At 58.9% G+C, this 19,885-nt stretch carries 18 protein-coding genes; 9 read left to right on the top strand and 9 right to left on the bottom strand.

Annotated elements, in window-relative coordinates; genetic code table 11:
- Positions 1-6 precede the first annotated feature (6 nt).
- The 3 genes from nikA to nikR all read right to left on the bottom strand — a co-directional run bounded on the left by nikA (position 7) and on the right by nikR (position 3,161).
- On the bottom strand, positions 7-1,584 hold the full coding sequence (nikA, locus tag HEP82_RS01670) for a nickel ABC transporter substrate-binding protein (protein ID WP_192456495.1): 1,578 nt from the start codon (positions 1,582-1,584) through the stop codon (positions 7-9).
- Between the two features lie 10 nt (positions 1,585-1,594).
- Positions 1,595-2,371, bottom strand: a complete 777-nt coding sequence (locus HEP82_RS01665; protein ID WP_192456494.1) for a class I SAM-dependent methyltransferase — start codon at positions 2,369-2,371, stop codon at positions 1,595-1,597.
- 382 nt (positions 2,372-2,753) lie between these two features.
- A complete protein-coding gene (gene nikR, locus HEP82_RS01660) occupies positions 2,754-3,161 on the bottom strand; it encodes a nickel-responsive transcriptional regulator NikR (protein ID WP_012763911.1) in 408 nt (135 codons plus the stop codon).
- A 391-nt stretch (positions 3,162-3,552) separates the two neighbouring features.
- Between nikR and HEP82_RS01655 the strand changes: the two genes are divergently transcribed.
- A complete protein-coding gene (locus HEP82_RS01655) occupies positions 3,553-4,614 on the top strand; it encodes an MBL fold metallo-hydrolase (RefSeq protein ID WP_192456493.1) in 1,062 nt (353 codons plus the stop codon).
- Between the two features lie 82 nt (positions 4,615-4,696).
- Here HEP82_RS01655 and asd read toward each other — a convergent pair whose 3' ends face one another.
- Positions 4,697-5,797, bottom strand: a complete 1,101-nt coding sequence (gene asd, locus HEP82_RS01650; protein ID WP_012763909.1) for an aspartate-semialdehyde dehydrogenase — start codon at positions 5,795-5,797, stop codon at positions 4,697-4,699.
- 174 nt (positions 5,798-5,971) lie between these two features.
- Here asd and HEP82_RS01645 point away from each other — a divergent pair, with 174 nt between their 5' ends.
- Positions 5,972-6,565 carry a YhgN family NAAT transporter gene (locus tag HEP82_RS01645; protein ID WP_192456492.1) on the top strand — a complete coding sequence of 198 codons (594 nt, stop codon included), beginning with the start codon at positions 5,972-5,974 and terminating at the stop codon, positions 6,563-6,565.
- A 103-nt stretch (positions 6,566-6,668) separates the two neighbouring features.
- Here the strand turns inward: HEP82_RS01645 and gntT are convergent, their stop codons facing one another.
- Complete coding sequence (gene gntT, locus HEP82_RS01640; protein WP_192456491.1) at positions 6,669-7,985, bottom strand: gluconate transporter; 1,317 nt, start codon at positions 7,983-7,985, stop codon at positions 6,669-6,671.
- A 260-nt stretch (positions 7,986-8,245) separates the two neighbouring features.
- Here gntT and HEP82_RS01635 point away from each other — a divergent pair, with 260 nt between their 5' ends.
- Positions 8,246-8,773: a gluconokinase gene (locus HEP82_RS01635; protein WP_192456490.1), complete on the top strand. Its 528-nt coding sequence runs from the start codon at positions 8,246-8,248 to the stop codon at positions 8,771-8,773.
- Positions 8,774-8,914: 141 nt separating this feature from the next.
- On the opposite strand, the gene gntR is transcribed toward HEP82_RS01635, so the two are convergent.
- A complete protein-coding gene (gntR, locus tag HEP82_RS01630; RefSeq protein WP_192456489.1) occupies positions 8,915-9,910 on the bottom strand; it encodes a gluconate operon transcriptional repressor GntR in 996 nt (331 codons plus the stop codon).
- Between the two features lie 148 nt (positions 9,911-10,058).
- Positions 10,059-10,829, bottom strand: a complete 771-nt coding sequence (locus HEP82_RS01625) for an IclR family transcriptional regulator (RefSeq protein ID WP_192456488.1) — start codon at positions 10,827-10,829, stop codon at positions 10,059-10,061.
- 606 nt (positions 10,830-11,435) lie between these two features.
- Between HEP82_RS01625 and HEP82_RS01620 the strand changes: the two genes are divergently transcribed.
- From HEP82_RS01620 to HEP82_RS01595, 6 genes are read left to right on the top strand one after another with little or no spacing between them, the layout of a single operon-like run.
- Positions 11,436-12,986 carry an ABC transporter substrate-binding protein gene (locus HEP82_RS01620; RefSeq protein ID WP_192456487.1) on the top strand — a complete coding sequence of 517 codons (1,551 nt, stop codon included), beginning with the start codon at positions 11,436-11,438 and terminating at the stop codon, positions 12,984-12,986.
- A 16-nt stretch (positions 12,987-13,002) separates the two neighbouring features.
- The gene (locus HEP82_RS01615; protein WP_012763902.1) at positions 13,003-13,965 is read left to right on the top strand and encodes an ABC transporter permease; all 963 of its coding nucleotides are present in this window, start codon (positions 13,003-13,005) and stop codon (positions 13,963-13,965) included.
- Positions 13,965-14,795, top strand: coding sequence for an ABC transporter permease (locus tag HEP82_RS01610; RefSeq protein ID WP_012763901.1), 831 nt, complete (start codon positions 13,965-13,967; stop codon positions 14,793-14,795). Before HEP82_RS01615 ends, HEP82_RS01610 begins: the two co-directional genes overlap by 1 nt.
- A complete protein-coding gene (locus HEP82_RS01605) occupies positions 14,795-15,976 on the top strand; it encodes a M20 family metallopeptidase (protein ID WP_225622254.1) in 1,182 nt (393 codons plus the stop codon). Before HEP82_RS01610 ends, HEP82_RS01605 begins: the two co-directional genes overlap by 1 nt.
- A 2-nt stretch (positions 15,977-15,978) precedes the next feature.
- Positions 15,979-16,956, top strand: coding sequence for an ABC transporter ATP-binding protein (locus tag HEP82_RS01600; protein ID WP_192456486.1), 978 nt, complete (start codon positions 15,979-15,981; stop codon positions 16,954-16,956).
- Positions 16,953-17,963: an ABC transporter ATP-binding protein gene (locus tag HEP82_RS01595; protein WP_192456485.1), complete on the top strand. Its 1,011-nt coding sequence runs from the start codon at positions 16,953-16,955 to the stop codon at positions 17,961-17,963. Before HEP82_RS01600 ends, HEP82_RS01595 begins: the two co-directional genes overlap by 4 nt.
- A 518-nt stretch (positions 17,964-18,481) precedes the next feature.
- Here the strand turns inward: HEP82_RS01595 and pepE are convergent.
- Both pepE and HEP82_RS01585 read right to left on the bottom strand, forming a co-directional pair.
- Positions 18,482-19,177 (bottom strand): dipeptidase PepE, encoded by a 696-nt coding sequence (pepE, locus tag HEP82_RS01590; protein ID WP_192456484.1) that lies wholly within the window; start codon positions 19,175-19,177, stop codon positions 18,482-18,484.
- A gap of 27 nt (positions 19,178-19,204) precedes the next feature.
- Positions 19,205-19,885 (bottom strand): AroM family protein, encoded by a 681-nt coding sequence (locus tag HEP82_RS01585; protein WP_192456483.1) that lies wholly within the window; start codon positions 19,883-19,885, stop codon positions 19,205-19,207.

Raw genomic sequence — 19,885 nt, 5'->3', positions numbered from 1 at the left:
GTGCCGCTATCGCTGGAACGACATGTTTTCGAACGGAATTTCATACTGCGATGGATTAAAGGCAACGCCTTGCAGCGTCTGGCTGAACACCGCACGGGTACGGGAATAGGTGAGCGGAATATATACCGCCTCCTGCGCCAGCCGGGTCAGGATCTGGCGATACAGCGCCCGCCGCGCGTTTTCGTCGTGGGCAATCAGCACCTCGCCGATCATACGGTCGATCTCCGCTTTATCCGGCAACCCTTTCTGCCCCTGATAATCGGCGTGCGCCGGAATGCGGAATGATGAAACATAGGATTGCGGATCATAGGGTTTGCCCCACGACAGCGAATACTGCAGGTCGAAATCGCCGGATTTTTGCCGATCCAGATACGCCTGTTTCTCCTCGCCCAGCAGCGCCAGCTCGACGCCGACCTGCCGGAACTGGCTCTGGATCACTTCGGCGATCGCCCGTTCGTTGGCATTGTTGCTGTTGTAGGAAAACACCAGCCGCAGCGGCATCCCCTGTTTACTGCGAATGCCGTTACCCTCACGACGCCACCCCGCCTCATCGAGCAATGCCGCCGCTCGTGCCGGATCATAAGCGTAAACCGGCAAGTCAGGGATATCGGCGTAAGGCACCGAACGCGCCAGCAGCGTCTGCGCCACGCTTTCGCCGCCCGCCATCACGCCCTGGGCGATGGCTTCTTTATCCACCGCGTATTGCAATGCCTGGCGCAGGCGTTGATCCGCAACAATCGGACGACTACTGTTCAGCACCAACGCCCGCGATGCTACCGGTTCGCTGATGGCGGTGCGGAACTGGCCGGAAGCCTGTAATACGGCAAAGTTGTCGCCGTCCAGCATGTCGCCGTCGGCGCCGAAAATCAGCTGAATATCGCCTTTACGCAGCGACAGCAACAGGCTTTGTCCATCCGGGATCACCCGCCACTCCACGCCGGCCAGCGCCGGTTTCGCCCCCCAGTAATGCGGGTTGGCGTTAAAACGGGCGTATTGCTGTGTCACATGTTGCGCCAGTAGCCAGGGGCCGGTTCCCGCATAGCAAGCCACGCCGTCTTTGGTCTGGCCGTGATTGAAGCAGCGCGGCGAGAGGAAACGGAACGGCCGCGTCAACCCCAACTCAATCAGCGTCGGGTAGTAGGGATTTTTCAGCGTGATATCCAGCGTCAATGCGTCCACCACGCTGACCTGGTCGATCTGTCGCGCCAGTTCCAGCCAGGCGTGGCGCGGCAAATTGGCCAGCACCGCATCGATGTTGAGCTTTACCGCCTGCGCGTTGAACGGCTCGCCGTCGCTGAACGTCACCCCCGGGCGCAGGTAAAAACGGTAGTGCAGGCCGTTGGGCGAGATATCCCAACGCTGTGCCAGCCAAGGTTTCACCCCTTGCTCGGTATTGATCACTAACGGCTCGAACACCATGTTCTGCGCCGCCATTTCACCGCCGTACAGGTGGGGATTGATATCGCGGATATCTTTGGTACTGGCGTAATTCAGCGTATTGTCCGTCGGCGTCGCCAGCGCGCTGACGCCGTACAACGCCAACGCCGCCAACAACAACACCAGTAACCAGCGGGTCAATGTCATTGCCTGCTCCCTATTTTTCAGCACAGACCATGAACATCGGCGTCGAGGCGTAATTCACTTTCTCCGTTTCGTCCCACAGCGCGTCGCCGACGTCAGTTTCCAGCCAAATCCGGCGAAAACCACATGCCAGCAGCGCGGCTGAATCCCATGCCGGGCGTTGTTCCCGGCTGAGCGGTAATTGCCGGGCGATAGCCTCCATCGCCCGGGTGTCGGTATTGACGTAGTGATCGTCCAGCCCCTGCTCGCGGGCATTGGCGCGATCCGCCAGATAACCGCGCCGGCTGGATACATCAAACAGTTGCAGATACCAGTTAGCGTCAAAGTTGATCAGTCGCCCGCCCGGCGCCAATACTCGCCGCCACTCCTGATAAGCCCGTTGCGGATCGGTCAGATTCCAGGTCACGTTGCGGGAAACCACCAGATCGAAGTCGTTGTCCGCAAACGGCAATTCATGCACATCGCTGTGCACAAAATCGATCGTCGTCCGATAATGCGCGGCGTTGGCGCGTGCTTGATCGAGCATCGCTTCCGTGACGTCCACCGCCGTCACACGATGCCCTGCCAGCGCCAGCGTCACCGCGAAAAAACCCGGCCCGGTGCCGATATCCAACACCCGCAACACCGCTTTTTTCGGCGCCTGTTCGAGCATCTTCGCCAACCAGACGGCGCGTTTGGCGTTTGCCAGCTCGCCAATATTGATCTGGCTGTAGTCGGCGGCGCGGCCGCTCCAGTAGCGTTGAACGTCATCCAGCAACGGCTGGTCATTCTCGATGGCAAGCTGACTCACACGAATATCCTTTCTGTCGAATAGCGATACATTCGAGATCGCGGCAATCCGTCCGGGACAGATGACATCAGGGAACGGCAAACGGCGCGATCGCGCTGTGCCTGATGCGGCACGGGCCTCTGCCCGCAGGAGAAAGATGCAACAAAATCTGAAGGAAGAGGGGAATTCCTGCCGACTTATAACAAATAGCCGGATAACGGTTAACCCTTTCGTATGAAGTTTTTATAAAACTTCATACTTCCTTGATCTGGGGTAATAACAGGACGTGCATTCGTCACAAAACGTCTAAAGATATCCTTCACGCTTTGGCTGACCGTACCCCGAGCCGGCGCCCGGCGGCTTTGCCGTTCATCGTATGAAGTCGCCCCGCAGCGGCGCGGTTTTATTCGAGGTATAGCGGGATCAGGTTCAACCTGCCGTGGCGCACGCCCGTCTCGGCGATCACCTGCTCGGCGAACTGTTCCACCTGCCAGGTTTGGCCGCGCAGAATCACCGTCTCCACGCACTCGTCATGGCTCAGATGGGTATGCATGGTGGAAACGGTCAGGCTGTGATGATCGTGCTGCATGCCCGCCAGCCGGCTGGACAATTGACGCTCGTGGTGGTCGTAGACATAGCTCAGTACCGCTACGCACTCGCCATTGCGATCCGACGCCACCGTCATTTCACCCAACTCGCGACGCAGCATATCGCGGAACGCTTCCGAGCGGTTGGCGTACCCTTTGCGCGCCATCAGGTCATCAAAATCGGCGGCCAGTTGATCGTCCATGGAGATTGTCAGTCGTTGCATCACACCCCTCGCAAAAAAGAAACCCGCGCCCTTGTCTGGTTAGCGCTCGCTCGACATTATGCCGCACCCCGTCCGGGCTGTCCTGAGAACAATTTCATCAACCTTCTGCCACTCGCTGCCGATAATCTGCGGAAGATGTTGGCCGATAGTGTCTCAGAACGACATATGATGCTGGCTTATTACCATGTCGCCCGCAGAAATACCGGATTCTGTCGGCTTTCTCACAGGTTAACATCGTTGCATCGCTGATTATCTTTCCTATACCGGGAGGCATCGCCGCACAGTGAACAAAACCGGACAACTGTCGACATCAGTATGCCCCCTGAGCGTTATTTTATTATTGACCGGCACACGCCAGGTGGAGTTATGCCATCGTGAAAGGAGACACATTATGCCAACCCTGATCGCCGTCAGCGGAGTGGGGGGAAAAAGTCCCGCCGCATTCATGGTAGAAGTCGACGGCTTCCGTTTAATGTTGGATCTGGGAGAGGGACCGCGGCCAGGGCAGCTTCCCGATATCGGTGAATTACCTCCGCCGGACGCCATCTGTCTGAGCCATGCGCATATCGATCACTGCGGCGGCCTGATACTGCGCGAAGCGTGGGGTTATCCGCCGGTGTACGCCACCGAGCGGGTCTGGCGGCAAATTCCAGCGACATGGGTAGCCGAGGAGGATCGCCGTATCCTGCCGGAACATGGCCGCTGTGAAATCGGGCCGGTATTGATGATCACTGGGCGTAGCGGTCACTCCCCCGGCGGTATCTGGATGCATGTCGTCGCGGGCGGCGGCCTGACCTACACCGGCGACTGGAGCACAGAATCCTCGCTGTTTCCGTTCGACCTGCCGCCAGAAGCCGCATTGCTGATTACGGATGCCTCCTACGGCGACCGCGCCCAGTCACTGGCGGAGCAAAAAGCCATCATGCTGCAGGCCTGCCGCGACGGTGCGCTGATTGGCGTTCCCGGCTGGGGACGCGCGCCGGATATGGCGCTCTACCTGATGGAATACGGCGTCGTGCCGCGTCTGTGTTCACAGGTTCAGCAGGAAATCAGCCTGCTCATCGACAGCCAAATTCCCTACCTACGACAGCACCTTCATCACCTGCTGTCGCACCAAAGCGCCCGGCCCTACCGCCCGGACGACGTGATCATCTGTAGCGACGGCACCGCCAGCAGCGGGCTATCCGCCGCGCTACGCTCCCAGGCTGATCGCTTCCATTTCATCTTCAGCGGGCAAATTCCCTATAGCTCGCCCGCCATGATGATGCTACAAGCCGGGCGAGCGCGCTGGCTACCGTGGAATGTGCATCCCCGTTTGTCGGATCAGTTGATGCTGGCAAATCTGACCCATGCGCACACCGTCATCCCGGCATTTATCGAACCCCATAATGCATCGCAAATCGAAGAACAACTGGCAGGTAGGGTCAGCTGGCAAACCGAACATGTATTTTGATCCGCAACGGCGATAACGGCATTGCGATAAAAAAAATGGCGCCGCCCTTACGAGCCGCGCCATTAGCGACACACAATATTTGTTACAACAGGATGCGCAACATACGGCGTAGCGGTTCAGCCGCGCCCCACAACAGTTGGTCGCCCACGGTGAACGCCGACAGATACTGCGGCCCCATATTCAGTTTACGCAGACGGCCCACCGGGGTAGACAGCGTGCCTGTCACCGCAGCAGGGGTCAGTTCGCGCATGGTGATTTCACGGTCATTCGGCACCACTTTCACCCAGTCATTGTGGGTCGCCAGCATCTGCTCGATTTCCGGAATCGACACGTCTTTCTTCAATTTCAGCGTAAACGCCTGGCTGTGGCAGCGCAGCGCGCCGATACGAACGCACAGACCGTCGACGGGAATGGTGCTGGCGGTGTTCAGAATCTTGTTGGTTTCCGCCTGGCCTTTCCACTCTTCGCGGCTCTGGCCGTTTTCCAGTTGTTTGTCGATCCAGGGGATCAGGCTGCCCGCCAGTGGAACGCCGAAGTTTTCCACCGCCAGACCGCCGCGTGACAGCGCCGTCACCTTACGTTCGATATCCAGAATCGCGGAAGCCGGATCGCTGAGCTCGCTCGCGACCTCGGCGTTCAACTGCCCCATCTGTACCAGCAGTTCGCGCATGTTGCGCGCACCGGCGCCGGAAGCCGCCTGATAGGTAGCGACGGACGCCCACTCCACCAGATCGTTGGCGAACAGACCGCCCAGCGACATCAGCATCAAGCTGACGGTGCAATTGCCGCCGACAAAGGTTTTGATGCCGTTATCCAGACCGGACTTGATCACGCCGAGGTTTACTGGGTCGAGGATGATAATCGCGTCATCTTTCATACGCAGAGACGATGCTGCGTCGATCCAGTACCCCTGCCAGCCACTTTCACGCAGCTTCGGGTAAATTTCGTTGGTATAATCGCCACCCTGACAGGTAATGATGATATCCAGCGCGCGTAACGCCTCAAGATTGTAGGCATCATGCAGCACGCCCTGGTGCCCGCCCAGCGTCGGCGCCGGCTGACCGTGCTGAGAGGTGGAGAAAAATACCGGGCGAATGAGATCGAAATCGCGCTCTTCCACCATACGCTGCATGAGCACTGAACCGACCATACCGCGCCAGCCGATAAAACCAACATTTTTCATGGTAACTGTCCTGCCTGGAGGTGACGAAAATGAAGCCTGACTGCCGTTGCCGACAGTAAACATACTTTAAAGTGATGACGTTCAACCTTACAAAATGTATCAGAAGTCGCAAGTGAATTTATTCGATGCCACGGGCCTTTTCAGCAGTAAGCCTAATAGGAGCGCACCCCCATCATGACGGAAATGATTTCGGCAACCGTACTGTTGCTACTGATTATGGATCCTCTCGGCAACCTGCCGATATTCATGTCCGTGCTGAAGCACCTGGATCCTAAACGGCGACGTAGGGTACTGATTCGCGAGATGATTATCGCATTGGCCGTGATGCTGGTGTTTCTGTTCGCGGGGGAAAAGATCCTGGCGTTCCTGAACCTGCGCACGGAAACCGTCTCCATCTCCGGCGGCATCGTACTGTTCCTGATCGCCATTCGCATGATTTTCCCCTCGCAGGAAGGCTTTACCAGCGGTTTGCCCGCCGGAGACGAACCTTTTCTGGTGCCGCTGGCGATCCCGATGGTGGCCGGGCCGTCGATTCTGGCGGCGTTGATGCTGCTCTCCCACCAGTATCCCAATCAGTTACCGCACCTGACGCTGGCGCTGTTCATCGCCTGGGCGATTACGATCACGGTATTGCTGTTGTCGAACCTGTTTCTGCGACTGCTGGGAGACAAAGGCGTCAACGCGCTGGAGCGTTTGATGGGATTGGTACTGGTGATGATTTCCACCCAAATGTTTCTGGATGGCATTCGGGCCTATCTGAAGTTATAGCGGTTCCCCGCCAAGTGCGGGGATAATGCTGACGGCCAGAAAGATGTGGACATCAACGCCGCCTTCATTGAGAAGGCGGCGTGTCACTTCCGGTCATGCCCGATTACACCACCATACCTAACAGCAGACAGCCGATCAGGCCGCACACGGCGATGATGGTTTCCAACGCCGACCAGGACTTCAGCGTTTCGCCGATGGTCAGGTTGAAATACTCCTTGAACAGCCAGAAACCGGGGTCGTTAACGTGAGAGAAGATCACGCTGCCGGAACCGACGGCAATCACCATCAGCTCCGGACTGACGCCGCTGGTGGCGATAATCGGCGCGACGATGCCGCCGGCGGTCAGCGCCGCCACAGTGGCGGAACCCAGCGCCAGACGCAGCACGGCGGCGATCAGCCAGCCCAACAACAGCGGAGAAACACCGCTGTCGTGCATCATCCCGGCGATGTATTTATCCACGCCGCTGTCCACCAGTACCTGTTTAAAGGCGCCGCCGCCGCCGAGAATCAGCAGCATCATGGCAATGATTTTGATGGAGTCGGTAATGGTGGACATCACTTCATCCATCGAGCGGCCGCGGTTCAACCCGAAGGTGAAGATGGCGATCAGCACCGCGATCAGGGTAGCCATCACCGGGTCGCCGAAGAACTCGGCGTAAGCCAGGAAGGCATGGCCTTTCGGCAGCACCATTTCCGCCACGGCGCGCAGCGCCATCAGCAGTACCGGCACCAGCGCGGTAAACACGCTGATGCTAAAGCTCGGCATTTCCTCTTCGGTGAATTGTTTCGGGTTATACAACCCTTCTGGCACCGGCTTGTCGATCTTCTTCAGGAAGCGAGCGTAGACCGGGCCGGCCAGAATTACCGTCGGGATCCCCAGCAGCGTACCGTACAGCAGGGTTTTCCCCATATCGGCATGGAACAGGGAGGCGATGGCGGTCGGCCCCGGATGCGGCGGCAGGAAACCGTGGGTGACGGATAGCGCAGCGGCCATCGGCACCCCGGCGTACAGCAGTGGAATACGGGCGGAAGCCACGATACTGAACACCAGCGGCAGCAGCAGCACGAATCCCACTTCATAGAACAGGGCGAAACCGACGGTGAACCCGGTCAGTACAATCGCCCACTGAATATGTTTACGGCCGAAACGGTCGATCAGCGTGGTGGCAATACGCTGGGCGCCGCCGCAGTCGGCTAGCATTTTCCCCAGCATGGCGCCGAAGCCCATGATCAGCGCCAGGCTGCCCAAGGTTCCGCCAACACCGCTCTTGATGGAGGCAATAACCTTGTTGACCGGCATCCCTTGCATGACACCGACCGCCAGCGCGACCAGAATCAGGGCGATGAAACCGTTCAGTTTGAAGCGAATCATCAGCACCAGCAGCAGTGCGACGCCCACTGCGACAATAACTAATGGCATAACGTTCTCCGGTAATGACTCACCGCCCGCCGTTGGGAAACAGAGGTCTGATGAGGAGCTTATTGCTGTTCTTTCGCGAGCGATCCCGGTCTTATAGGAAACGTCCCGCTACAGATCGTTATGGACGTGGCGTTCAGGGAAATTTCCTTGTGATGAACGTCACGACTCATGATGTTACCGGTATCATGATACCGGTAACATGTTAAAATTCGATACTAGTAAGACGCACTTAATTCACACTTTGCGATAGAGATCAAATTATGTCAGGACAGAGCATTATTCTGATGGGTGTATCCGGCAGCGGAAAATCTAGCGTGGGCGCGGGGTTAGCCAAGAGAATCGGCGCAAAATTCATTGATGGGGACGACCTGCACCCGCGCGCCAATATCCAGAAAATGGCCAGCGGCCAGCCATTGAACGACGATGATCGCGCGCCCTGGCTGCAACGCCTGAACGATGCCGCTTACAGCCTGTATCACAAAAACGAAACCGGCATTATCGTCTGTTCCGCATTGAAAAAACGCTATCGCGACCTGCTGCGCGCCGATAACGAAGGCATGGTATTCATCCACCTGAATGGCAGCTTCGAGCTGGTGTTGCAACGTCATCAGGCGCGAGCCGGGCACTTCATGCCGACCGAACTGCTGAAAAGCCAGTTCGACGCGCTGGAAGAGCCGGGAGCCGATGAAGCCGACGTGCTCAGCGTCAGTATCGACGGTTCACTGGATCAGGTGGTGGAACGCTGCGCGGCCGCACTGCGGGAGTATCAGGCGCACCAGTCGGCATAAGCCGGTGTTTCGCGCCGTCACAGAACGGGAGCGCATGAACGCCATGACCGGCCTCAAAAATAACAGGGCGCTTCCCTAAGGAACGCCCCGTTGTTTATTGATACGCCACCGCCCGGCATCGAACTGGACGGGAACTGCCGCTTACAGGCTTTCGCCCTGTTGAATGGAAAACCCCACATCCACTATCGGGTGTTCCACCGTTTCGCCGTTCAGGCGCGCCAGTAGCTGGGTCGCCCCGACTTCGCCGATGCGCTCGCGCGGCGTCAGTATGCTGGTCAATCGCGGAACCGTCACTTGGCCGATATCGTGACCGTGGAAACCGGCGATACCGATCTCCTCCGGCACCCGGATCCCTTGACGTTGACACTCAAACATCGCGCCGATCGCCAAATCGTCATTAGTACAAAACACGCTGTCCATCTCTGGATATTCCACTCTGGCACGACGGAACAGATCGCCCCCGATGGTATAAGACGACGGATTTTCGATCATCACGCTATGGCAACGCAGCCCCGCCGCCTGCATCGCCTGCTCGTAGCCTTGCTGCTTCATCAGCGTGCGCTCGTCCAGTCGCGCGCCCAGATACACCACATGGCGGCGGCCGCTGGCGATCATGTGTTCCGTCATATGCCGGGCGGCAGCGACGTTGTCGAACCCCACCGCCATATCCAGGCAAGGCGACACCGAGTCCATCAGCTCCACCACCGGAATGCCCGCCACGGCAATCATCTGACGGGTACGCGCCGTATGCCGACGTTCCGCCAAAATCAGACCGTCGATATGGAAGGACAGCAGCGACATCAAGCGCTTCTCTTCCATTTCCGGCAGATAACCGTAGTGCGCCAGCATGGTCTGATACCCGCGCGCTTCCGTCACCCGCTCGATGCCGCGCAACACTTCGGCGAACACCTGGTTGGTCAGTGACGGCAACAAAATACCGATGGCCCGACTGGTATCGTTGGCCAGAATATGCGGCGCTCGGTTGGGGATATAACCCAGTTCGTCCAGCGCAGCGGCAATTTTTCCTTGCAACGCCGCCGACACCAGCGCAGGGTCACGCAGATAACGGCTGACCGTCATCTTGGTGACGCCCACACGGTCGGCGACGTCTTGAAGTACGGGTCTCTTCTTTTTCATCTTCCGTTGATCGTCCTGTCTTTCCCAAAGGGGTAATGTTAACCAAAAAAACGACCGGCTCAGCCGGCCCTATCCCCATTCCGAGAAATGGATCAACAAATCCGAGGCCGAATAGCCACCATGGGCACAACCGATTCAGCCTGAACAGCTACTCGGGCACATAATCTCCCGTCAGCCACCGGGGATCGCCGACGGTTTTGCCCACCTGCCTGGCGGCCTGGCTGACCAATTCGGCCAGGTTGACGATCTCCTGCTCATCGGCAATGGAAGAGGGAAATGTCAGGCAAAACGCCAGGGTTTCACCGCTATGTGGGTCGCTGACCGCACAACTGACCGACGCCGCACCCGGCACCGATTCATCCACCGCCGACGCCCACTGACGCTGGGCGATCACTTTCACCTTCTCTTCCAGCGCGGCAAACGACATGGCCGTCGCTTTTTCCGGCGCCAGCACCGGGCGATACTGGCGCGCCAGCTCGCTCTCGGGCAGATACGCCAACAGCGCGCGTCCGGTAGAGGTTCCCCAAGCGGGCGATCGGGTGCCCGGATGGGTAATCACCCGCAGCGCATGTACGCCGGGCACCACCCGCAGCACCAGCACATCGTGGCCGCTGAGCATAGAAATATAGCCAGTATGTCCGGTCTGCTGACACAGACGCTGCAACACCTGCTCGATGTGATCACTCAGGTTGGAGTTGTGCCGCACCAGATAGGTCACTTCAAGCAACAGCAGGCTGGGCTGATACGCCAGCGTGCGGCTATCACGATCCAGAAAACCGGTTTCCGACAACTGTTTGAGTAACCGGGACGCCGTACTTTTCGGATAACCGAGGTGTTCCACCACATCGCTGACCGTCACGCTACGCTTCAGACGGCTCATCAACTGCAATACGGCCGCCGCGCTATTTAGTATGCTCATGCATGTCTCATCAATAAGAACCTGAAGCCAGGCGATGTCCCTTTAGCCGGTGACAAGGAAAACTGGCGGGAAAATACCAGGAACGCCAGGGAAAAATGCCCCTACCGGGGATCACATTCGCTCCCCCACATCACACCTGACACCAGCGTTTTCAGTGATCGCAGGTTATATCACGTAATAGGTTCCGATAGGAAAACACGCCATCGTGATTTGCTCCCCGGCACTCGATTTTCTGTTACCACGATCACACCTTGCGCTGTCATAACCCCTCGCGCACAGCAATGGTGCAAAAAACGCCACAATACAGTGCAACCAATTGAATAGTAATAAAATAGTTACTGAAGCCGGTAAAAATGTCTTGACGCATTTTTATTCGCGGCCTTATGTTTATCTATATAAAAAATAGAACAAGGTTCCATTAAATGGAACATGCGGGAATGGAGCCCAGTATCTGCAAACAGGTCATGATACACCGGCACACTGCACCATTACCGGCTCGTGTCGCGCCCCTGTCGGCACATACCGTTGTTCATTTCCCGCTATCGCTACTGCCGCATCGTCGGCAACCGACACGACATTCGCTACCTTAACCACACGGGAGGTTAAATGAACAAACGTCTTTTGATGTTGATCGCCGGGGTTGCTTCCACCACGTTGTTGACTCTGGGCAACACCAGCTATGCCGCCAGCCAGAACCTGAACATCGGTCTGGAAGCGGTGCCCAGAACGCTGGATCCGGTCAAATACACCGGCACCTATGAATCCGACGTGATGATGAACATTTTCAACACGCTGGTGTATTACGACAAAGACCTCAAGAACATCATTCCCGGTCTGGCGGCCCAGTGGCAGGTCAGTCCGGATTTGAAAGAGTACACCTTCACGCTGCGTGACGATGTTTACTTCCAGCCGGGCAAATTCCAGCCGGGCCGCAAAATGACGGCGGAAGACGTGCGTTACAGCCTGCTGCGCTCCGCCAAAGAGTCGGTGATGAAACGCGCCCGCATGGTTCAGGACGTACAGGTGCTCTCCCCTACACAGGTAAAAGTCACCCTCAGTCAGCCAAATGCAGCCTTCCTGGCGGTATTGACCGACGTCGGCAACGCCATCGTGCCGCAGGAGGAAGTCACCGGTCAGGGTGACGGCTTCGGCCTGCATCCGGTCGGTACCGGGCCGTTCGTACTGAAAGAATGGAATAAGGACGAGAAAATCTCGCTGGCCCGCTTCGACAAGTATTTCGATCATGACGTCAAGCTCAACAAGGTGGTGTGGAAATTCATTCCCGACCTCAACATGATGACCAACGCACTGCTGACCGGTGAAATCGACATCGCCAGCAACATCGACGGCCCGAACCGCAAAACCGTGCAGGACAATGACAAAACCCGCCTGTTGTCGGTGCCCGGCATGAACATCACCTTCAGCGCCATGAACTTAAAAGACGGCCCGACCAAGGATGTGCGCGTACGCCAGGCGATCCTCAAAACCGTCAACGTGAACGATATCGTCAGCGGCATCTTCCAATGGGGAGGCGGCACACGCTCCTACTCACCGCTGCCGAAAAGCTCCTGGGGTTACTGGGACGATGCAAACAGCACCGCGATGACGCAGGATCTGGAAGGGGCGAAAAAACTGATGGCGGAAGCCGGTTACGCCAACGGCTTCCAGGCCACGCTGGTGACGCCGCAGGATCCGGATCGCATCAAGGCCGCCACCATCATGCAGCAGCAGCTCAAGAGCATCGGCATTGATTTGTCGATCAAAAGTATGGAATGGGGTTCATTCAGCGAATCCGTTACCAAAGGCCAGCCGACCTTCTACAACCTGAGCTGGTCCTGGTACCCGGATCCGGATTTCTTCCTGTACCAGATGTTCAGCAGCAAGCAAATCGGTTCGCTCGGTAACGGCCAGGGCTACAGCAATCCTGATGTAGACACCCTGTTGACGGCGGCGGTGGGTAAAAGCAGCGATCAACAGGAACGCCGCGCCCTTTACCAGCAAGTTCAACAGAAAGTGCTGGCGGACTCCCCGCGCGTCGAACTGTGGACGAAAGACTTCGTGAACGGCGTCAGCCGCAAGGTGCAAGGGTATCAGGTTTCGCCCGACGGCCTGCTGCGCATCGCCACCCCTGACACCCATGTCACGGTAAACAAGTAAGGATGGAACAGACACTATGATCCGTTTTCTGGCCAATCGCATACTGCAGACGATCGTAGTGCTGTTTCTGGTGGCGACGGTCGTGTTCCTGATCACCCGGATTATTCCGGGCGATCCGGCGACCATCATGCTCGGCCCGCAGGCCAGCGTGGAAGCGGTGCACGAGCTGCGGGTCAAACTGGGGCTCGACCGTTCGCTGCTGACGCAATATCTGCTGTTCCTGCGCGACCTGCTGCGCGGCGACCTGGGGTATTCCATCTACTACGGCGACAGCGTGATTAACCTGATCCTGGAACGCCTGCCCAATACCTTGCTGCTCGGCGGTTTTGCGTTAACGCTGGCGCTGCTGGTCGCTATCCCGGCAGGCATTATTTCCGCCGTGCGCCAGCACAGCCTGTTCGACTACGCCAGCGTGCTGTTTGCGCTGATCGGTGTATCCATGCCGGTGTTCTGGCTGGGGCTACTGCTGGTGTTGCTGTTCTCCGTGCGGCTAGCCTGGTTGCCCGCCACCGGTATGGGCGACTGGGACGACGGTTTTATGGATGTGCTGGGCCACCTGATCCTGCCCGGCGTGGCGCTGTCCACCGTGCCGATGGCGACATTCGTGCGCATCACCCGCACCGCCATGCTGGAAGTGATCAACGCCCCTTACATCCGTACTGCGCGCGCCAAGGGGCTGTCCGAGTTTTCCGTCATCGGCAAGCACGCATTTCGCAACGCCTTCAACCCGATCCTCACCGTGTTGGGCATCCAGATTTCTACCCTGCTCAGCGGTGCGGTACTGACGGAAACCATCTTCGCCTGGCCGGGTATGGGGCGGCTTATCATCAGTTCGATTGAAAAACGCGACTTCATGGTGGTGCAGGGCACCATTATGTTCACTGCACTGATCTTCGTGGTGGTCAATACCTGCGTCGATCTGCTGTACGTGGTGGTGAACCCCAAAATCGGCCTCAATAATCCGCGGGGGGACGCCTGATGGACGTATTGCAACGCTTCTGCCGCAACCGTATGGCGCTCGCCGGCCTGATCGTGATTATCGCCATCGTGCTGATGGCGTTGCTGGCGCCTTGGCTGGCACCGCACGACCCGAACCAGATGAACCTGGGTTTTTCGCTCAAAAAACTCGGCACCCCCGGTTCGCCGCTCGGTACCGACAACTACGGCCGCGACATTCTCAGCCGGCTGATCTACGGCTCGCGTATCTCCATCCTCATCGCCTTTGTCGCCATCGCCATCGGCGGGTTGCTCGGCACGGTACTCGGTCTGGTCGCCGGTCATTTCGGCGGGTGGGTGGATAGCGCCATCATGCGGCTAATGGATGCACTATTCGCGTTTCCGTCGGTGCTGCTGGCCATCGCGCTGATGACGGTGCTAGGCGATGGCATCATCAACCTGATCATCGCCATCTCCATCGTTAACGTCCCCAATTTCGCCCGCATCATCCGCGGCGAGGCGCTGGCGATCAAAAAAGAGAGCTACATTGATGTGGTGCGCACCCTCGGTGCCGGGCATGCGCGCATCATCTTCCGCCATATTCTGCCCAACACCATCGCACCGCTGATCGTCTACGGCACCATGAGTATCGCCGGCGCCATTCTGTCGGAAGCGGCGCTCAGCTTCCTCGGCCTCGGCATTCAGCCCCCCACCGCCACTTGGGGCAACATGCTGCGCGACGGCCAGGAATTTTTACGCATTGACTCCACCATGACCCTCACCGCCGGGTTCGCCATTCTGATTACCGTACTGGCGTTCAACCTGGTGGGCGACGGGTTCCGTGAAGCCCTCGACCCCAAACTGAAAAAATAATGAGGCCCAGAGTGATCGACTCCATCAACACCATCGCAACGACCCTGAGCGACGACCTGATTAACGCCGCCCACTTTATCCACGCCAACCCGGAACTGGGACTGGAAGAGACCAAAGCGCAGGCCACGCTGGTCGAGCTGCTGCGCAAATACGGGTTTTCCGTCACCACCGGGCTCGCCGGCATGGACACCTCGTTCGTGGCGGAATTCAGCACCGGCGCCGGGCCGACCATCGCTTATCTGTCCGAATATGACGCGCTGCCGGGTATCGGCCACGCCTGCGGCCACAACATCATCGGTACCGCCGGCGTCGGCGCGGGCCTCATCACCAAACAGATCATGGAGCAGCGCGGCCTGTCCGGCACGGTGAAAGTCTACGGCACGCCCGCCGAGGAGATCGGCATCGGCAAAATCCGCATGATCGACGCCGGCCTGTTCGCCGGGGTGGACGCCGCCATGCTGATGCACCCATCCGATACCGCCATGGCCGACGACATCTCCTTTGCCAACTACACCTTCGAATATCACTTCACCGGCAGCCCGGCGCATGCCGCCGCCTACCCATGGGAAGGCCGCAACGCCCTGTCCGGGGTGATTGAAATGTTCAATGCGGTCAACGCCCTGCGCCTGCATGTGCGCGATTTCTGCCGAATCAACGGCATCATCACCGAAGGCGGCGTGGCCTCCAACATCATCCCGGCCAGCGCCAAAGCGCTGTTCAACCTGCGGGCGCTGGACGGCGAAACCCTGAAAACGGTGATCGAAAAAGTGCACAACTGCGCCAAAGGCGCGGCGTTGGCTACGGATACCGAAGTCGCTATCACCCAGATCGGCCTTGGCACCAAAGAAATTCGTAATAACAAACGCATCGTGTCGCTGGTCGCCAGCCACTTCGACGCCTTCGGCGTGCCGCACATTCCGCGCGATCTGACCCAAGGCATCGGCTCCACCGATATGGCCAACGTCACTCACGAAATACCGGCGGTGCAGTCCTACATCGGCATCGGTAAAGAAGCGGGCGCGACCCACACGCTGTCGTTTGCCAAAGCAGCCGGTTCGGCAACCGGCGACCGCGCGGTGATCGACGCCGCCAAAGTGATGGCCGCCAGCGGACTGCAAATGATGACTGACCCTGCGCTGCTGGCCGACGTCAAAGCCGAATTTGATCAACGGCGGAAATAACCATGATGCCGCTGCTGGAGATACGTAACCTGACGGTCGATTTCACCACCGGCAAACGCGCCGCCCGGGTGATCGACGGCCTGAGCCTGTCGTTGCAACCGGGCGAGATTCTGGCGATTGTCGGCGAATCCGGCTCCGGCAAGAGCGTGACCGCACTTAGCGTAATGGGTTTGCTGCCGGCACAGGCCGCGCTGGGAGCGCAATCGCGGATTCTGTTTGACGGTGTCGACCTGAGAACGCTGTCCGCCGCGCAAATGCGTGCCCTGCGCGGTAAAGACATCGCGATGATTTTTCAGGATCCGATGTCGTCGCTCGACCCTTGCTACACCATTGGCGAGCAGATTATCGAAACCCTGCGGGCGCATCGCTCCATCAGCCGTGCCGACGCATTTCAGGAAGCGCTCGCGCTGCTCAAGCAAGTGCGACTGACTGAACCGGAACGGCGCATGAAGCAGTACCCGCACGAGCTGTCCGGCGGCATGTGTCAGCGGGTGATGATCGCCATGGCACTGTGCACCAAACCGCGCCTGTTGATCGCCGACGAGCCTACCACCGCGGTGGATGTCACTATTCAGGCGCAAATTCTGGCCCTGTTGCGGGAACTGAACGAAACACTGGGGATCGGCATCATCATGATTACCCACGATCTGGGCGTGGTGGCGGAACTGTGCCACCGGGTACTGGTGATGTACGCCGGCGCCTGCGTCGAATATTCCGACGTGGATACGCTGTTCACCGCGCCTGCACATCCCTACACGCTGGGGTTGATGAATTCACGCCCGACGCTGACCCGCCTCGGCCAGCCGCTGACGCCCATCGAAGGCAACCCGCCGGATCTGTTCCGCCGCCTGCCGGGCTGCCAGTTCGCCGCGCGCTGCACCTACGCCGTAGCGGAGTGCCGCCAGTCGGCGCCGACGCTGGTTTCGCCGACCCACGGGCATCAGGCCGCCTGTTTTCTGGTTGAAGAGAAACACCCATGAGCAAAGAGAAAATCCTGGATGTCATCGGGCTGAAAAAAACCTTCCGCACCCACACCGGCGGCTGGCTGGGTACTGCCACCCATACCGTCACGGCGGTGGATAACGTCTCCTTCAGCCTGTACCGGGGCGAAACGCTCGGCATCGTTGGGGAATCCGGCTGCGGAAAATCCACCACTGCCCGGATGATCATCGGCCTGCTAAGCCCCAGCGCCGGGCAGGTACGTTTTCACGATCGCGATGTCCATCAGGGCGAGCGTGCCGACCGGCAGCAGATAACGCGCCAGTTGCAGATGGTATTTCAGGATCCGTTTTCGTCGCTCAATCCGCGCCATAACGTCAGTACGCTGCTGTCGGAACCGTTTGAAATTCACCGCTCTGAGCTCTCGCGGGCGCAAGTCCGGCAGGCGGTGGTCGAATTACTGGCGCTGATCGGGCTGGACGACAGCGCGCTGAACAAGTACCCGCACGAATTTTCCGGCGGCCAGCGCCAGCGGCTGAATATCGCCCGCGCCATCGCACTGCGCCCGGAAATCATCATTTGCGATGAATCGGTATCCGCGCTGGACGTCTCCATTCAGGCGCAGATCCTCAATCTGCTGAAAAAACTGCAAAGCGAGTTGGGGCTCACTTACCTGTTCGTCTCGCATGACCTCAGTGTAGTGCGGTACATCAGCGACCGTATCGCGGTGATGTATCTGGGGCGCATTGTGGAAATCGGCGACTGTGAAACCGTCTATCAGGATCCGAAGCATCCTTACACCCGGTTGCTGTTTTCCGCCATTCCCACCGACAGCCCGCGCCATAAAAAACTCAGCCAGCCGCAACCGGACAGCGACCTCGTCATGCCGCCCGCCGGCCATCAGGGCTGCGCGTTTTACGCTCGCTGCGATTGCGCCAGCCCCCGTTGCCTATCGCCGGTACCGGATATCACGCTGGACGACGGCCGTCGCGTGGCCTGCCATCGATATGACGTCGACGCACACACGCCTTCAGACTCCGCCGCCTGACCCTTTTTCATCCGTTCTCCCTCCCCTTTCTCGGGGAGGAAACCCCGAGACATGTTCCCACGCACACGGGTTGCACGCCTGAGCACACGGGCGGCTACGGTTGCCCCCTCCAGCACCCGGTGTGTTCCCATACCATCAAGTTGGTGCGCGCGGCATAAGGACATTCGCGGTGTCTCAAAAATGCGGGAAAGTTTGCCGGGCTATGCGGTGGAATAACGATGGCGAAAAAAAAGCCCCGCCGGCATCGTACTCGCCGGCAGGGCGCGAAAGGAGCTCACACAGGAGAGGCTAACGCCTCACTCCCTCCGCGCCGCGCCGGCTCGAAACGATCCTTGCCGCGGGGCAAAAGAGAACCACATGCAGTAACCCGGAGGCTACTCCCGCCAAGGGCGGTTTTCGGAGCAAAGGTAACGTCACACTACGATTCAAAAAACAACGATTCAAAAAACAACGACTCAAAAACAACGACTCAAAAAACTGCGATAAACGTAACCCGGTAGCGCTGTGATGCTCATGCCTCAGCGCAGCGTCAACAGCCCCGTCGGCAATGCCTGCGCCGCTTGTCCGGCACGGAACAGCCATGTCGGGTTCGGCCCCGCCAGATAAGCGTGCTCGCCGGATACCTGAATCCAGTTCCCCTCCGGCAGCCCTATCACACTCAGCGCCGGCTCCACGCACAATAATTCCCGGATGCGCTGTTCGCGCGTCTCACCCTGATGACCGGCCGGCAGCGCATTGGTGAAATGCGGGTTGATCTGCCACGCAAACAGATCCAGCGCGTCAAACCCGCCGGGATCGGCGATCGGCATGTCGTTGGTGGTGCGAATCGAGGGACAGGCCAGGTTGGCCCCCGCACTCCAGCCGATGTATGGCGCGCCCTGCTGCACCCGACGACGGATAGCCCCGAGCAGATGCCGCTCCCGGCACTGTTTCAACAGCACAAAGGTGTTACCGCCGCCCACCATAATCGCCTCGGCGGATTGCACCGCCGCCAGCGGATCGTCGACGGTGTGGATCCCGACGATGTCCAGCTCAAGCGCGGACAACGCCTGCCGTACCTTGTCGGTATACGCATCCCAGGACTGCGTCACCCCGGCGAACGGCACAAACAACACCTTACGCCGGCCGGCGAGCCGTTGGCCGATCGGCTCAACGGCATGTTGCAGATACGGTTGGTCAGGCAATGACGAATTACTGAGTAATAACAGCTCCATACTTCTCTCCTGCGCCCGGCGGCGCGCTTACAACAAGGCAGCGAGCAACGCCGCCAGCAGCCCGTTAGACAACACCACCGGCAAGTTCGTCTGCCGGTGCGCCGCATCGCGGTGCCATCCGGTAAATCCCATACAGTCCATGACGATCACGTCCGCGCCCTGCTGCTGCAATGAACGGGCGGCATCGGCAATCTCAGGTTCCGTCGCGGTATAGGGCGAGGCGACGGCAAAGACCGGCGACTGCCGCAGCCCGCGCCATTTCTGCTGTTCGCTGCTTACCTGTTCCGCCAACGGTACCATCACGCCGACTCGACGCCCCGCCACCAGCGCACCCAGCGTCGGCGGCAGAAGGTGATCCGGCTCGATAAGCCAGGCACCTTGAGTCGTCAGGCCATGAAACTCGCCGGTACACAGCAGGGCGATAATCTGGCAGCCCTCCTGTTCAAGCTGGTCGATCTTGTCCTGCACCGCGTGTTTCACCGCCGCTTTGCCCATCACCACCGCCTGCCCGTCCAGCAGACGCGACGTCAATACCGCCTCACCGGCCACCGGTGCAAAGCGGCGTTCAATGTCATCGATAGCCAGACCGTCGAGTACGCCCGCATGCCGGCAGCTAACCCCTTCCGGCAACGCGGCTTCCAGTATCGGCGTGATATCGGCACGCGGCGCCTGACCGATGGTCAGCGTCGCCAGTCGGATACCGCTCAT

This window comes from Musicola keenii (assembly GCF_014855505.1).
GTDB lineage: Bacteria > Pseudomonadota > Gammaproteobacteria > Enterobacterales > Enterobacteriaceae > Musicola > Musicola paradisiaca.
This window is presented reverse-complemented; position numbering and strand designations above follow the sequence as displayed.

Coding starts and splice junctions, on each gene's coding strand:
- HEP82_RS01595 (WP_192456485.1), top strand. CDS start 16,953: ATGAGCAAAGAGAAAATCCTGGATGTCATCGGGCTGAAAAAAACCTTC.
- pepE (WP_192456484.1), bottom strand. CDS start 19,177: ATGGAGCTGTTATTACTCAGTAATTCGTCATTGCCTGACCAACCGTAT.
- HEP82_RS01610 (WP_012763901.1), top strand. CDS start 13,965: ATGGACGTATTGCAACGCTTCTGCCGCAACCGTATGGCGCTCGCCGGC.
- HEP82_RS01600 (WP_192456486.1), top strand. CDS start 15,979: ATGATGCCGCTGCTGGAGATACGTAACCTGACGGTCGATTTCACCACC.
- HEP82_RS01615 (WP_012763902.1), top strand. CDS start 13,003: ATGATCCGTTTTCTGGCCAATCGCATACTGCAGACGATCGTAGTGCTG.
- HEP82_RS01655 (WP_192456493.1), top strand. CDS start 3,553: ATGCCAACCCTGATCGCCGTCAGCGGAGTGGGGGGAAAAAGTCCCGCC.
- HEP82_RS01585 (WP_192456483.1), bottom strand. CDS start 19,885: ATGAGCGGTATCCGACTGGCGACGCTGACCATCGGTCAGGCGCCGCGT.
- HEP82_RS01620 (WP_192456487.1), top strand. CDS start 11,436: ATGAACAAACGTCTTTTGATGTTGATCGCCGGGGTTGCTTCCACCACG.
- gntR (WP_192456489.1), bottom strand. CDS start 9,910: ATGAAAAAGAAGAGACCCGTACTTCAAGACGTCGCCGACCGTGTGGGC.
- gntT (WP_192456491.1), bottom strand. CDS start 7,985: ATGCCATTAGTTATTGTCGCAGTGGGCGTCGCACTGCTGCTGGTGCTG.
- HEP82_RS01645 (WP_192456492.1), top strand. CDS start 5,972: ATGACGGAAATGATTTCGGCAACCGTACTGTTGCTACTGATTATGGAT.
- HEP82_RS01635 (WP_192456490.1), top strand. CDS start 8,246: ATGTCAGGACAGAGCATTATTCTGATGGGTGTATCCGGCAGCGGAAAA.
- HEP82_RS01605 (WP_225622254.1), top strand. CDS start 14,795: ATGAGGCCCAGAGTGATCGACTCCATCAACACCATCGCAACGACCCTG.
- asd (WP_012763909.1), bottom strand. CDS start 5,797: ATGAAAAATGTTGGTTTTATCGGCTGGCGCGGTATGGTCGGTTCAGTG.
- nikA (WP_192456495.1), bottom strand. CDS start 1,584: ATGACATTGACCCGCTGGTTACTGGTGTTGTTGTTGGCGGCGTTGGCG.
- HEP82_RS01625 (WP_192456488.1), bottom strand. CDS start 10,829: ATGAGCATACTAAATAGCGCGGCGGCCGTATTGCAGTTGATGAGCCGT.
- nikR (WP_012763911.1), bottom strand. CDS start 3,161: ATGCAACGACTGACAATCTCCATGGACGATCAACTGGCCGCCGATTTT.